15 protein-coding genes are annotated in these 13,759 nt (G+C 59.4%); 7 read left to right on the top strand and 8 right to left on the bottom strand.

Annotation, left to right across the window (positions count from 1 at the left end; genetic code table 11):
- The first annotated feature begins 32 nt into the window (after positions 1-32).
- Positions 33-1,190 carry a mannonate dehydratase gene (gene uxuA / locus FJU08_RS03715; protein WP_141147640.1) on the top strand — a complete coding sequence of 386 codons (1,158 nt, stop codon included), beginning with the start codon at positions 33-35 and terminating at the stop codon, positions 1,188-1,190.
- 128 nt (positions 1,191-1,318) lie between these two features.
- Here the strand turns inward: uxuA and FJU08_RS03710 are convergent, their stop codons facing one another.
- The gene (locus FJU08_RS03710; protein WP_141147639.1) at positions 1,319-1,870 is read right to left on the bottom strand and encodes a VOC family protein; all 552 of its coding nucleotides are present in this window, start codon (positions 1,868-1,870) and stop codon (positions 1,319-1,321) included.
- A 94-nt stretch (positions 1,871-1,964) separates the two neighbouring features.
- Here FJU08_RS03710 and FJU08_RS03705 point away from each other — a divergent pair, with 94 nt between their 5' ends.
- From FJU08_RS03705 to FJU08_RS03695, 3 genes are all read left to right on the top strand, one after another.
- Positions 1,965-2,639 (top strand): TetR/AcrR family transcriptional regulator, encoded by a 675-nt coding sequence (locus FJU08_RS03705; RefSeq protein ID WP_141147638.1) that lies wholly within the window; start codon positions 1,965-1,967, stop codon positions 2,637-2,639.
- A 120-nt stretch (positions 2,640-2,759) separates the two neighbouring features.
- Positions 2,760-3,080, top strand: a complete 321-nt coding sequence (locus tag FJU08_RS03700; protein WP_141147637.1) for a hypothetical protein — start codon at positions 2,760-2,762, stop codon at positions 3,078-3,080.
- A 122-nt stretch (positions 3,081-3,202) separates the two neighbouring features.
- On the top strand, positions 3,203-3,547 hold the full coding sequence (locus tag FJU08_RS03695) for a hypothetical protein (protein ID WP_141147636.1): 345 nt from the start codon (positions 3,203-3,205) through the stop codon (positions 3,545-3,547).
- A gap of 36 nt (positions 3,548-3,583) precedes the next feature.
- Here the strand turns inward: FJU08_RS03695 and FJU08_RS03690 are convergent, their stop codons facing one another.
- From FJU08_RS03690 to FJU08_RS03675, 4 genes are all read right to left on the bottom strand, one after another.
- Positions 3,584-4,555, bottom strand: coding sequence for an esterase-like activity of phytase family protein (locus tag FJU08_RS03690; RefSeq protein WP_141147635.1), 972 nt, complete (start codon positions 4,553-4,555; stop codon positions 3,584-3,586).
- Positions 4,552-6,447: a cobaltochelatase subunit CobT gene (cobT, locus tag FJU08_RS03685; RefSeq protein WP_141147634.1), complete on the bottom strand. Its 1,896-nt coding sequence runs from the start codon at positions 6,445-6,447 to the stop codon at positions 4,552-4,554. Before cobT ends, FJU08_RS03690 begins: the two co-directional genes overlap by 4 nt.
- Before the next feature lie 10 nt (positions 6,448-6,457).
- Complete coding sequence (gene cobS, locus FJU08_RS03680) at positions 6,458-7,450, bottom strand: cobaltochelatase subunit CobS (RefSeq protein ID WP_141147633.1); 993 nt, start codon at positions 7,448-7,450, stop codon at positions 6,458-6,460.
- 64 nt (positions 7,451-7,514) lie between these two features.
- Positions 7,515-8,147, bottom strand: coding sequence for a J domain-containing protein (locus tag FJU08_RS03675; protein WP_141147632.1), 633 nt, complete (start codon positions 8,145-8,147; stop codon positions 7,515-7,517).
- A gap of 121 nt (positions 8,148-8,268) precedes the next feature.
- On the opposite strand from FJU08_RS03675, the gene FJU08_RS03670 reads away from it, so the two are divergent.
- The gene (locus tag FJU08_RS03670) at positions 8,269-8,550 is read left to right on the top strand and encodes a BolA family protein (protein ID WP_141148122.1); all 282 of its coding nucleotides are present in this window, start codon (positions 8,269-8,271) and stop codon (positions 8,548-8,550) included.
- Positions 8,551-8,556: 6 nt separating this feature from the next.
- On the opposite strand, the gene FJU08_RS03665 is transcribed toward FJU08_RS03670, so the two are convergent.
- Genes FJU08_RS03665 through FJU08_RS03655 form a run of 3 tightly spaced genes read right to left on the bottom strand, consistent with a single transcriptional unit; the run spans position 8,557 to position 11,583 of the window.
- Positions 8,557-9,867, bottom strand: a complete 1,311-nt coding sequence (locus tag FJU08_RS03665) for an HlyC/CorC family transporter (RefSeq protein ID WP_141147631.1) — start codon at positions 9,865-9,867, stop codon at positions 8,557-8,559.
- The gene (gene aroB, locus FJU08_RS03660; protein WP_141148121.1) at positions 9,854-10,981 is read right to left on the bottom strand and encodes a 3-dehydroquinate synthase; all 1,128 of its coding nucleotides are present in this window, start codon (positions 10,979-10,981) and stop codon (positions 9,854-9,856) included. Before aroB ends, FJU08_RS03665 begins: the two co-directional genes overlap by 14 nt.
- A 5-nt stretch (positions 10,982-10,986) precedes the next feature.
- Positions 10,987-11,583, bottom strand: coding sequence for a shikimate kinase (locus FJU08_RS03655; RefSeq protein ID WP_141147630.1), 597 nt, complete (start codon positions 11,581-11,583; stop codon positions 10,987-10,989).
- Between the two features lie 96 nt (positions 11,584-11,679).
- Here FJU08_RS03655 and xerD point away from each other — a divergent pair, with 96 nt between their 5' ends.
- Positions 11,680-12,639 (top strand): site-specific tyrosine recombinase XerD, encoded by a 960-nt coding sequence (gene xerD, locus FJU08_RS03650; RefSeq protein ID WP_141147629.1) that lies wholly within the window; start codon positions 11,680-11,682, stop codon positions 12,637-12,639.
- Between the two features lie 77 nt (positions 12,640-12,716).
- On the top strand, positions 12,717-13,670 hold the full coding sequence (locus tag FJU08_RS03645; RefSeq protein ID WP_141147628.1) for an acetyl-CoA carboxylase carboxyltransferase subunit alpha: 954 nt from the start codon (positions 12,717-12,719) through the stop codon (positions 13,668-13,670).
- Positions 13,671-13,759: the final 89 nt, after the last annotated feature.

Below are 13,759 nucleotides of genomic sequence, written 5' to 3'. Positions count from 1 at the left end.
GCAAGGCTTCGGAAGAACAACAGGAGTTGACGATGAAGGAAAGCTGGCGCTGGTTCGGACCCAAGGATCCGATTTCTCTGGAGGAGATCCGCCAGACGGGGGCGACAGATATCGTCACCGCCTTGCATGAATTGCCGAATGGCGTGCTATGGGAGCCTGAACTGATCGAAAGCCGGCGCGATATGGTCGCAGCCAGCGGTCTCACCTGGTCCGTGACCGAAAGCATTCCGGTCCATGAGAAGATCAAGACGGCCGAGGCGGGCTGGGAGCAGCTGGCCGAGACCTGGGGCCGTTCGGCGCAGAACCTTGCCAAAGCCGGGGTCAAGACGATCTGCTATAATTTCATGCCGGTGCTCGACTGGACCCGCACCGATCTGTCCTATCGTCTTGAAGATGGCGCGCGTGCGCTGCGTTTCGACTATGCTGCCTATGTTGCCTTCGATCTGTTCATCCTGAAGCGCAAGGGCGCTGAGGCTGACTATTCGGCCGCCGATATCGCCCGCGCCGAGGAGGCCTATAAGGCCATGACCGAGGCTGATCAGGAAAAGCTGATCCGCACCGTGATTGCCGGTCTTCCCGGATCCGAGGAAAGCTATACGCTCGATGATTTCCGTGGCCAACTCGCCCGCTATGATGCCATCAACGCCGAGGCGCTGGCCGAGCAGCTGAGCAATTTCCTCAAGATCGTCGTGCCGATGGCTGAAGAGGCGGGCGCCCTGCTGGCGATCCATCCCGATGATCCGCCGCGCCCGCTGTTCGGCCTGCCGCGTGTCGTCTCGACGGTCGCCGATATGGATCGCATGGTCGCTGATGTGCCGTCGAAAGCCAACGGCTTCACCTTCTGCACCGGTTCCTTTGGCGTGCGCGCCGACAATGACCTGCCTGTGATGCTGAAGAAGCATGGCGATCGCGTCTATTTCCTGCATCTGCGCGCCACCAAGCGCGAAGAGGATGGCATGAGCTTCCATGAAGCGCCGCATCTCGACGGCGATGTTGACATGGTTGCCGTGGTCAAGGCCGCCCTTGAAGTGGAAAAGGAGCATGGTCTCCAGATCCCGTTCCGGCCTGATCACGGCCACGCCATTCTCGACGACCAGACCCGCAAGACCAATCCCGGCTACCCGCTGATCGGGCGGCTGCGCGGCCTTGCTGAAGTGCGTGGCATTGCCCGCGCACTCGCGACCCTCTGAGCCACTCCTCCCAGGAGGCCGAAACGCCCCCGGCTCAGCAATAATAACAAACGGGAAGGGTTTCAGCGCCGTGAGATCCTTTCGCTTCTCCCCCCCGAAGCCATTCCGGCCGCCCCAAAAGGGCGGCCTTATTTTTTCGTGCGGCCGGGAAGCGTGCGAAAGGCTGCCTTCATCGTTCCGTCCGGCCAGTCCGGGTGATCCGCTGCCGCCTGTTTCCAGGCTTTGGCTGTGCGGTGATAGGCGCCGGGGGAGGCGATTGCGGGAATATGGGCAAGCTCGAGATGAAAACCGTTGATCGGATCATCGAAGAAGACGGCGTAGTAGCCCGGTGCGTAGAGCGGATATTCGGCCGGCGGATCGGACACGGAAATACCGCGCGGCAGCAGAAAGTCGCGGTGGAACCGGTCAACCTCGCGCCGCCCCGTGGCCCAGAGCGCCAGATGATGCAGGCCGGTGGTGCGGGCTTCATGATCAAGTTTTCCGCCGGAGCGCGCCGGCTGGATGCCGATATAGGAATGCGGGAAGGGAAAGCGCGCCATGTAATAGGTGGAGCGATAGCCGAGATCGAGCGTCCAGAAGCTCTTATAGCCGAGCCAGCCGAACATTTCGTCGAAGAAAGCAACCGATCTTTCGTAGTCGATGACCGATAATTCGATATGATTGACGCCGCGCCAGCGCATGTCTTTCTCCCTTTTCCGGTGATGGGCGGTGTTGACACCATCTGGTTTCAGAGCATATTAGACCAGTGGTCTAAATTTGACAAGGAAGGGTTTTATGGCCGTTGAAAGAGCGATGGCGGAGGGCGATTGTGCAAGGCAGCGGCTTACCGCGCTGAAGCCGGAGCGACGGGCAGCGCTTTATGACGCCGCCCGGCAGGCCTTCATCGCCGATGGTTTCGAGGCCGCATCGCTCAATGTCATCCTGAAGACGGCAGGCATCTCCAAGGGGCAGGCCTATTATTATATCAAAGACAAGGCCGACCTTTTCGCTGCCGTGATTGCCGAGACGCTTGCCGTGCTGGGCGCGCGTCTCGGTTCACCGCTGGGCGATGATTTTGACGGCGATGCGGAGGCCTTCTGGGCCGCTCTTGGTGCCTATATGGGGCGGCTGTCCGTGACCCTGACAGAGGCGCCTGATCTGGCCACGCTTGGCCGTCGTCTCTATGAGAGCCCGGCGAGCCTTGCTGCCGCCGCCGCTCCGGTTGCAGCGCTTCATGCCGCTGTCGCCGCACTGTTGCGTGAAGGTCAGGCCTGCGCCGCCGTTCGCGATGATCTGCCTGAGGATCTTCTGATTGCGACAGTGCTGGCGGCGGCAACGGCGATTGACCGCTGGTTTGCCGAAAACTGGGCGTCACTCGATGCTCAGGAGGCTTTCAGACTGAACCGGGAGAGCCTGATGATGATCCGCAATCTGGTGGCGCCGGGCGCCAAAACGTTGTCAGGGACCTGAAGGCATCGACGAACCCCCGCCATTTTTCCGGTCCTCCCGTTCCACCTATTTTCGCCTAAAGGTTGTCTTTTATCGTATCGCTGATATGTTTGCGTGTAGTCGCGCTTGCCGGGGGAATGAATGAAGTCCGTTTTCTTCAGGATCATGCATGCCAGTGAATTCTGGCGTGTGTTCAATATCTGGGTCGCCATCAATATGGTCGTTCCGCAGGTGATTGACTATTCACGGATTACCCGGACTTTGCATTTCATTCCATTCTATTTCGTTCTGGTTGTATTATTGGCCTGGCTCAACATCCGCTTTCTGCGTGAACACAAAGCCTTGATGATCATGACTGTTGTCTTGAATATTCTGGCCTTTCTGCTGATCAGTGAACTGTCGTTCCCATATGGGCTGTTAAGTGCCGGTCAGATTTTGCGCAGCATGTATTGGCCGTTCTAGTCAGAGAGCGCGGTGGGCAACTCGCGGTCTGGATAGGTTTGCAGCCGAATATGTATCCTAAAGGTTGTTTTTGGTTGGTTCTTCGATAGGATTGCGTGTGGTTGCGCTTGCCGGGGGAATGAATGAAGTCCGTTTTCTTCAGGATCATGCATGCCAGTGAGTTCTGGCGTGTGTTCAATATCTGGCTCGCCATCAATATGGTCGTTCCGCGCGTCGTCTATCTAGGGGTTTTCAAGCCCGGCTTCCACGGTTTGCCACACTATATTGCGCTGGCCGTTTTGATGGTGTGGCTCAATTTCAAATGCCTGGACGATTACAAGGCGTTGATGCTTACCACGATCGTCCTCAATCTTCTTTCATTGCTGCTTCTCGGAGATTTTTCATTTCCATCCGGACTTTACGGCGCATTTCGCGTCTGGCTCTCCACGACCGACTGGTGGCGGTGGCAACAGATGAACAGCTTCTGACGCGTTGAAAATGCGCTCGGCAGATACCGAACGCCCTCAGCGTTCCAGAGCGAATTCCAGCATCAGCGTTGACTGAAACGGGGAGGCGTTGTCGTCGGAGACGAGGATCAGGCTCAGTGAGCCGTCGGGGCGGCGGATCAGATCCATGCCTTCCATATTGTCGATATGGGTCTCGCGGCCCGAGGCCTGCATGATGACCGGGCCGTCAACCAGTGCACCGGGCTTGATCGATGCGCCGGATATGCGGCGGATGCGCATGCCGACGCCCGCCAGAAGCGAGAAGCGGCGCTCCAGCAGCAGCACATCGCCGCCGGGCAGGAAAACGGCGTCGGTCACGTCGAAGCCGTTGGTCTTCACCACTTTGAAAATCCCCTTGTCCGGGCCTTCAACGATCGCCGCGAACAGATGTCCATCGGCATCAACACTTTGCTCGGTGACGGTGATGACCCGGCCCTTGCCGTCAGCGGCAAGCGCTTCGAAACTGCCATTGCGGCGCAGTTCATTGCGGGGGATGAGGAAATCCGGCCCGGGCTTTGCCGTGGCGGTCTCAAAGCCCTTCAGCGGATAACGGTCGATCCGGTGCTGGCCTTCAAAGCCGACGAGCAGCTGGTCGCCATCGATGGCGAGGCTTTCCGAATCCATTGCCGATTTGCCGGCATGCACGCCATTGCGGTTTTTCATCGGGCTGATGGTCACATCGCGGACACCGGACAGTCGGCCGTCGGCTGAACGGGTGATGGCGCCTTCGATCCAGGTACCATTATCGGCGACGGCGATGAAATGCTGGCCATCGGGCCGAAAACGGATGGCCGAGAGCGACTGGAACGCGGCGTTCGGCGAGGCGAGTTTCAGCCCGCCAAGATAGGTCAGACGGCCAAACTGGGTTTCGCTGCCCTCAAGGGCGAAATGCGGAATGGGCGTTGCTGCGACCGGAACCGGGCCGGAAATGGCCGGCGCGGCGGCAACCGCGACGGCAAAGCCAAGGCAAAGGAGGAAGCGGGCGATCAATGCCCGCGTCGTCCGCGGTTCTGTGCCTGCTGTTCCTCAAACAGGGCAGCCAGCTGCTCGGTCATGGCACCGGCCAACTCGTCAGCATCGACAATGGTCACGGCGCGGCGATAATAGCGCGTCACGTCATGGCCGATGCCGATGGCAAGCAGTTCGACCGGCGAACGGGTCTCGATTTCCTCGATCACGGCACGCAGGTGCTTTTCCAGGAAGTTGCCCGGATTGACCGAAAGCGTTGAATCATCCACTGGCGCACCGTCGGAAATCATCATCAGGATGCGGCGCTGTTCGGGGCGTCCCATCAGCCGGTCATGCGCCCAGATCAGCGCTTCGCCGTCGATATTTTCCTTCAGAAGGCCTTCACGCATCATCAGGCCGAGATTGGTGCGCGACCGGCGATAGGGCTGGTCAGCGGACTTGTAGATGATGTGGCGCAGATCATTGAGGCGTCCGGGCGCGGCGGGCTTGCCGTCTTCCAGCCATTTCTCGCGCGATTGTCCGCCCTTCCAGGCCTTGGTGGTGAAACCGAGGATCTCGACCTTGACGCCGCAGCGCTCCAGCGTGCGGGCGAGGATATCGCCGCATGTGGCGGCAACCGTGATCGGGCGGCCGCGCATGGAGCCGGAATTGTCGATCAGCAGAGAGACGACGGTATCGCGAAACTGGGTGTCGCGCTCCATCTTGAAGGAGAGCGCCTGCATCGGATCGATGATCATGCGGGTGAGCCTGGCGCTGTCGAGATAGCCTTCTTCGAGATCGAAATCCCAGGAGCGGTTCTGTTTCGCCATCAGCCGGCGCTGCATCCGGTTGGCAAGACGTCCGACCGCGCCCTGAAGATGGGCGAGCTGCTTGTCGAGATAGGCGCGCAGGCGTGTCAGCTCTTCCTGATCGCAGAGCTCCTCGGCCGTGACTTCCTCGTCGAACTCTCCGGTGAAGACCCGGTAGTCGAGTTTCTCGTTCAGCTCGTCAAAGGGCGTGTTGGGGCGCCTGGTTTCGCCCGCCACTTCCGAATCGGGATCGGCATCGTCATCGAGATCGGTATCGGCCACTTCCGCGCCGTCGAGCTCGCCCTGATCCATCTCCTCGTCGGCGCTTTCGCTTTCTTCGGCGGGACTGGAATCCTGTCCGGCATCTTCCTCGACATTCTCATCGTTCTGGCGATCGGAGCGCGGCTGGTCTTCCTCCGACATTTCTTCGGCGTTGTCGTCGGTGTCCAGATCCTCTTCGGTATAGTCCTCAGCCAGATCCATGGAGGACAGCATCGAGCGGACGACGCGGGCAAAGGCGTGCTGGTCCTCAATCGCGTCACCGAGGCGGTTGAGGTCAACGCCGGCCTTCTGTTCGATGAAATCGCGCCAGAGGTCGAGCACAGTGCCGGCCGATTCCGGCGGCTTTTCACCGGACAGCTTCTCGCGCACCAGCATGGCGATCGCCTCGCTCACCGGAGCGTCATCGCGCTGGTCAATGGCGGCAAAATTTGCCTTGTCATATTTTTCGGCATGCATGGCGGACAGGTTTTTCGCCATGCCGGGCATGCGTCTGGCGCCGATCGATTCCACGCGCGCCTGTTCGACCGCGTCGAAGATCGCCTGGGCATCCGGGCCGCCCGGCGACATCTGCGCATGGGTGACCGGGTTGTGGCAGGACGAGCGCAGTGCCATGGAATCGCCGAGCCCGCGGATCACCGCAAGCTCCTGCAATGTCGGCTTCTTGGAGAATTCCGGCAGCCGGATCTGGTTGCCGGTCATGCCGGGCCGGTCGTGCGAGAACACGACCTCGGTTTCCTGATCGCCGGAAACCGCGCGCACGCAGCCGGAGATCGAGCGGTGCAACGGCTCAAGGTCCACCGGCGCATACGGATTGGTCTTGTGATTATCGCCGCGTCCGGCCATGGGTTTTACCTCAGGCGCTCATGACGACGTTGGCGGCGCTTTCCTTCAGTTCAGTGCCGAAGGCGCGCTGGTAATGTTCAGCCACCAGGGTGCGCTCCAACTCGTCGCATTTGTTGAGGAAGGTGACGCGGAAGGCAAAGCCGATATCGTTGAAGATCTCGGCATTTTCCGCCCAGTTGATCACCGTACGCGGGCTCATGACGGTCGAAAGATCACCATTCATGAAGGACGAGCGGGTCATGTCGGCAACGCGGACCATGTTGGAAACGGCCTCGCGGCCTTCCTCCGTGGCGTTGAAGCTCTTCACCTTGGCGAGGATGATGTTCACCTCTTCCTGATGCGGCAGATAGTTCAGCGTCGTGACGATCGACCAGCGGTCCATCTGTGCCTGGTTGATCTGCTGCGTGCCGTGGTAGAGGCCGGTCGTATCGCCGAGGCCGACGGTGTTGGCCGTTGCAAACAGACGGAAGGCCGGGTGGGGGCTGATGACGCGGCTCTGATCGAGCAGGGTCAGGCGGCCGGAGGATTCCAGCACGCGCTGGATCACGAACATGACATCCGGGCGGCCGGCATCATATTCGTCGAAGACGAGTGCGACATTGTGCTGATAGGCCCAGGGCAGAATGCCGTCCTTGAATTCGGTGATCTGCAGACCATCCTTGACGACGATGGCATCCTTGCCGACGAGATCGATACGGCTGACATGGCTGTCGAGGTTGACGCGCACGCAGGGCCATTTCAGCCGGGCAGCGACCTGTTCGATATGGGTGGATTTGCCGGTACCGTGGAAACCGGAGACCATGACGCGGCGATTATGGGCAAAGCCAGCGAGAATGGCGAGCGTGGTGTCGCGGTCAAAGAGATAGTCCGGGTCAATATCGGGGACATAGGGGTCGTCGGCACTGTAGGCCGGAACCTCAAGGTCGATATCGATGCCAAAGGTCTCGCGCACCGAGACGGTCGTGTCCGGTCCGTTGGAATAATCCAGTTCAATCTTGCTCATCATGTCTCCGTCGCGGCCCAAGCGTGGGGGTCGCCTTCAGTCTTGCCGCAGTTAAGCCCTTGGCCTAACAGAAACCGGCCTGCTTCAGCAATTGGTAGGCCTGAATAACGGCGCGAAATCTTTCTTCCGAACCACGATCGCCGCCATTCGTGTCCGGATGGTGCTTCTTCACAAGCACCTTGTACTGTTTCTTGATATCACTCGCCGTGGCCGATGCGGTCAAGCCCAACGTGTCGAAAGCTTTCGCTTCCAGCGTCTTCAATTTGCGTTCGGGCTTGGAAGCGTGCGGGGCTGCGGCATCACCGTCATGAACAAAGCCGAAGGGATCGCGCATTTTATTGAAGGAGGCGGCACTGCCCGAGCGCTTGGAGCCGTTCAGTGGCGTCTGGCGCGCGGCGCCATTCACGCCAACCGTCCAGGTCGGGCGGTGGCCGGTCAGCGCTTCCTTCTGGTAGCGGGCGATTTCGCCGTCGGAAAGGCCTTCAAAATAATTGTAGCCCTTATTGTATTCCTTCACATGCTCAAAGCAGAACATGAAAAATTTCCCCTCGGCATTGCGGCCGACGGGAGCGCGGTGATTGGCCGGCTTGTCGCATCCGTCCCACTGGCAGATGGGCGCAGAGGTTTCTGCCTTGGCTTGAGCCGGGCGTTTGCGCCGCGTACGGAGGCGGTCGAAATATTTGGAGTCGAGATTCATAGCGGCTGATTATGACCCTCAGTCCCTTCGACAACAAGAATTGACAAAGGGGTTTGTTGCTGGCTTTGTGACCGGTTATCCTTTGCGGCGCGCAAAGCATGTTCAATCGATGGAGAAAATGATGTCGGCAAAAACCGCGATCGAAGAGAAACTTCAGGGGCTCTTCAACCCGGAGCGCCTCGTCCTTGTGGATGAGAGCGAAAGACATGCCGGTCATTTTCATGAGCCAGACGCACCTGAGATCACCCATTTGCGCGTCCGGATCGTTTCGTCCCGTTTTGAAGGGATGAGCCGCATTGCACGGCATCGTGCCGTCAATGAGGCATTACAAGAAGAAATTGCCGCAGGGCTGCATGCCCTGGCAATCGAAGCGGCTGCCCCCGGAGAGGCAACACGCTGGTAGTTCGTTTCAAAGCGTTGCGGCCGTCTCGTCGCCGACGGGGCGGATTCTCAGCTTGGTGATGCGGTTCTTTTCCCGCTTCATAACGATAAAACGCTTGCCGTAAAAGGTGAAAGCCTGACGTTCTTCAGGAATTGTCTGGCTTTCGTGGATGACTAGACCGGCAATCGTGGTCGCTTCCTCGTCCGGCAGGTTCCATTCGAGCGCCCGGTTGAGGTCGCGAATCGGAACCGTGCCATCGACGACGATCGAGCCGTCTGCCTCCTGCTGCACACCGGAAATCTCCAGATCGTGCTCGTCGGCAATGTCACCGACGATTTCTTCGAGGATATCTTCCAGCGTGACGATGCCCTGCACCTCGCCATATTCGTCAACCACGACGGCGATATGGACCTTGCGGCGCAGAAAGGCGTTCAGCTGATCTTTCAGATTGGTGCTGTCGGGCACGAACCAGGGTTTCTGCGCGACCTTGGCGATATCAATGTTGAAGGGCGTGGCGCCAGGCTCCGCCAACGCGCGCGAAAGGTCCTTGGAGTGGACCATGCCGATGATATTGTCGATCGAGCCGCGCCAGACGGGCAGGCGCGTATAGGGGCTTTCCAGCACGGTGCGCACGGCAAGCTCCGGCGGATCTTCGGCATTGACCGCACGCATGGCGGTGCGGTGGATCATCACATCGGAGACTTCCAGCTCACCGAGGTCCAGAACGCCGCCAAGCCGGTCGCGGTCGGCCTTGATCACCGAACCTTCCTTGTGCAGCAGGTCAACGGCGCCGCGCAGCTCATCCTGCGCCGAGAGCATCGAACCGCTTTTCGACAGCGTGACGCCAAAGGCGCCCAGGATCATGCGGACGATGAAATTGACCGCGCTTGAAAGCGGGCCAACCACCAGTACGACAATGCGCACCAGCGGCGCGACGAAGAGCGCGAAGCGGTCGGTTGCCGATATTGCCCAGCTTTTTGGCAGTACTTCAGCAAAGACCACCAGAAGCGCCGTCATGATGAGGGTTGCGTAAGCTACGCCCGAATCGCCGAAAATGCCGAGAAACAATGTCGTTGTCAGCGAGGAGGCGAGGATGTTGACCAGATTGTTGCCGATCAGCAGGGCGCCGATCAGCCGGTCGCGTTGCGTTGTCAGCTGATTGACGGTTGCCGCGTGCTGATCGCCCTTTTCCTCAAGCGAATACATGCGCGCTCTTGAAACGGCCGTCAGCGCCGTTTCGGAGCCGGAAAAGAAAGCCGATATCACGATCAGCGCGAAAATAATCGCCAGTGTCGTGCCGTATTCGGCGAGAAAATGCGTGATGTCACCCATGACCATTGGGATGCTTGTCCGTCAGAAATGCCAGAACTTCAGAGGCCGGAACATCGTCTGCGATGAAAGCTTCGCCGATGCCGCGCGTGAGAATGAAGGTCAGTTTGCCGCCCTTGTTCTTCTTGTCCTGTCCGATTGCCTGCATCAATATATCGGGTGGCGGCAGTTCGCCGTCAATATCATTCATGCGCGTCGGCAGGCCGGCTTCGCGCAAATGTTTCGCAATCCGCCCTGCATCATCGGGGCTGGCGAGGTTCATGCGGGCGGAAAATTCGTGTGCCAGCACCATGCCGATCGCAACACCCTCGCCGTGAACCAGCCGGGCGCTGTCGTAATTGGTCGCCTTTTCCAGTGCGTGGCCAAAGGTATGGCCGAGATTGAGCAGTGCCCGCGCGCCGTTTTCGCGCTCGTCGGCCGCAACCACGTCCGCCTTTGCCCGGCAGCTGACCGCGATCGCCTCTGCGCGGGCATCGGAGCCCGCAAAGATCCCCTTGCGATTCTTTTCCAGCCAGTGGAAAAAATCGGGCCGGTCGATCAGGCCATATTTGACGACTTCTGCATAGCCGGCGGCAAATTCCCGGTCGCTCAGCGTATCGAGCGCGCCGGTATCGGCCAGGACCAGGCCTGGCTGGTGAAATACACCGATCAGGTTTTTGCCTTGCCGGGCATTGATGCCGGTCTTGCCGCCAACCGATGAATCGACCTGGGCCAGCAGCGAGGTCGGCACCTGAATGAAATTGACGCCGCGGCGGACAATCCCGGCGGCAAAGCCGGTCAGATCGCCGATCACGCCGCCGCCGAGTGCGATCACGGCATCGCCGCGTTCGATCCGCGCTTCCAGCACCTCGTCGACCACGGTCTGAAGATTGTCGAAGCTCTTGGTCTTCTCACCGGCAGGCAGCGTTACCGAGAAGGTTTCGATGCCGTCAGTCTGCAGGCTCTCGCTCAGCCGGTCGAGATAGAGCGGCGCGACATTTTCATCGGTGATGATTGCCACCTTGCGGCATTTCAGGCGCGCGAGGATCTCGCCGCCTGCATTTCCGATCAGGCCGGTGCCGATCAGAATGTCATAGCCGCGCGTGCCAAGCTCAACGCGCACAATCTTCTTGTCGTCGAGCATGTCACTCACGATTTTGTCTCCGACTGTTCGTTATAGAGTGCTGCGAGTGCTTTCAAAACGTCTCGCATCACCGTTTCCTTGCGGACATTGCGTGACATGACCGTGACCTCGGCCAGCCCATAGATGGGGTAGCGGCTTTCCATCAGTGCGCGCAGTGTTTCCTTCGGGTTTTCGGTTTTTAGCAGCGGACGGGTGGAGCGCCGTCTGACGCGGTCCCACAGTGTTTCCAGATCCGCCTTCAGCCACATGGACAGGCCCGAGCGGGCAATCATCTCGCGATTGACGGGATTGATGAAGGCACCGCCACCGGTCGAGACGATCGCCGGGCCTTCCGTCAGGATGCGTTCGATGACGCGTGTTTCGAGGGCGCGGAATTCCGGTTCACCATATTTCTGGAAAAGTTCGGATATCGACATGCGGGCGGCCTTTTCAATCTCCGCATCGGTATCGATATAGGGGATGGCGAGCGTATCCGCGACCATTTTGCCGATGGCGGATTTGCCGGCGCCCATGAGGCCGACGAGAATCAAGTTGCGCCCAGCAAGGCCGCGCAACGCCTTCTGACGAAGATTCAGAGGTCCGGTTTCTTGTATTGCGTTCATCTCGCGCCCATTCTTTTGGCTCACCTATCGGCAAATGCGCGGTAAGCGTCAAGGGATTGCGGCACATATTGCCATCTGGACACGGGAAAAGGGTAAATGGCGGCAGATTTGTCCGGCGCCCATGTGGAAGCCTTCATCGAAATGCTGAGTGCCGAGCGAGGTGCGGCGGTCAACACGCTGGAAGCCTATCAGCGCGATCTTGATGATCTGCGCGACTTTTTGACCGATCGCGGCGTCGTGCTGGACAAGGCAAGCTCCGATGATGTGCTGGCCTATCTTTCCGATATGGCAAGACGTGGCTTTGCCGCGACATCACAGGCAAGGCGCTTGTCGGCCATTCGTCAGTTCTATCGTTTTCTCTATGCCGAAGGTCTGCGCGGTGACGATCCGACGGGGATCATCGACACGCCGAAAAAGGGCCGGGCGCTGCCGAAAACCATGTCGGTGGCGGATATCGACCGGCTTCTCGATCAGGCGCAAAGTGAAGCCGCTGCCGCAGGGGAGGCGGGCGACAAGCTTGGGCGGCTGCGTATGGTTGCGCTGATGGAAACGCTTTATGCCAGCGGCATGCGGGTGAGCGAACTGGTGACGCTGCCAGCCTCGGTGCTGACGCGCAAGGGCCGGTTTCTCACCATTCGCGGCAAGGGCAACAAGGAACGCATGGTGCCTTTGTCTAAGCGTGCAATCACGGCGCTTGATGCCTATGGCGCAGCACTTCAGGCCGCCATTGCCCGAGGCGACCTGCCCGAAAGCGAATTTCTGTTTCCCTCAGCTGGCCAGGAAGGTTATCTTTCGCGCCAGGTTTTCGCGCGCGAACTGAAAGGGCTGGCCGCCCGCGCCGGGCTGAAGGTGTCGAGCATATCGCCGCATGTGCTTCGCCATGCTTTTGCCAGCCATCTTTTGCAGAACGGCGCAGACCTGCGTGCGGTGCAGGAACTGCTTGGTCATGCTGATATTTCGACCACGCAGATCTACACCCATGTGCTGGAGGAAAGGCTGCGCGAGCTTGTGGAAACTCATCACCCCCTTGCAAAAAGTGCAAAAAAACGGGATTAAGCGGCAATCTGTATGTAAATGAGAGTAAGGGATGCTCTCCCGGCCGGCCTTAGGGAAGCAGCAGAAAGCGTAAACGAATGTACAGCTATCTCGATTTCGAACGACCCATCTCCGATCTGGAAGCCAAGATCATTGAGCTGAAAAAGATCGCGGGGGAAGACGAAAGCATCGATACCGCCGATGAGGTTCGGCGCCTGGAAGGGCGTGTCACCGAGGCGATGAGCGACATCTACTCGAAGCTTACTCCCTGGCAGAAGGCGCAGGTTGCCCGTCATCCGCAGCGGCCGCACTTCATTGATTATGCCAAGCGTCTGTTCACTGAATTTACGCCGCTTTCCGGTGATCGTAATTTTGGTGACGATGCCGCGATCCAGACCGGGCTTGCACGTTTTCGCGGTCGCCCGGTTGCCGTGATCGGTCAGGAAAAGGGGCACGACACCAAGACCCGCATCAAGCATAATTTCGGCATGCCGAAGCCTGAGGGCTATCGCAAGGCGATCCGCATCATGGATCTCGCCGACCGCTATAATCTGCCGGTCATCTCGCTGGTGGATACGGCCGGCGCCTATCCCGGCATCGGCGCCGAAGAGCGCGGCCAGGCGGAGGCGATCGCCAAGTCCACGGCAAAATGCCTGTCGCTCGGCGTTCCGATGACCTGTGTCATCATCGGTGAAGGAGGCTCCGGCGGGGCCATTGCCATTGCCGCCGGCAACCGGGTCTATATGCTTGAGCATTCGATCTATTCAGTCATTTCCCCGGAAGGGGCCGCCTCTATCCTGTGGCGTGATGCCGCCCGGGCCAAGGAAGCTGCGACCAATATGAAGATCACCGCCCAGGATCTGCGGACGCTTGGTGTTATCGACAATATCGTGCCCGAGCCGGTTGGCGGTGCCCATCGCCATTCCGAGACCGTTATCGATGCCACCGGCGACCAGATCGCCGAGGCGCTTGCGGCGATGGAAGGCATGTCGCCTGATGAACTGCGCAATGACCGCCGGGAAAAATTCCTGGCTATCGGCCGCAATCTGTAAAAGATCCATTACCCGAGATGAACCGAGGCCGCGCGGATTGCGCGGCCTTTTTCGTTCTACAGCATGGAACCGCTCAATTTTCGTTCTCT

The organism is Martelella alba (genome assembly GCF_006516955.1).
Classification (GTDB): domain Bacteria; phylum Pseudomonadota; class Alphaproteobacteria; order Rhizobiales; family Rhizobiaceae; genus Martelella; species Martelella alba.
This window is presented reverse-complemented; position numbering and strand designations above follow the sequence as displayed.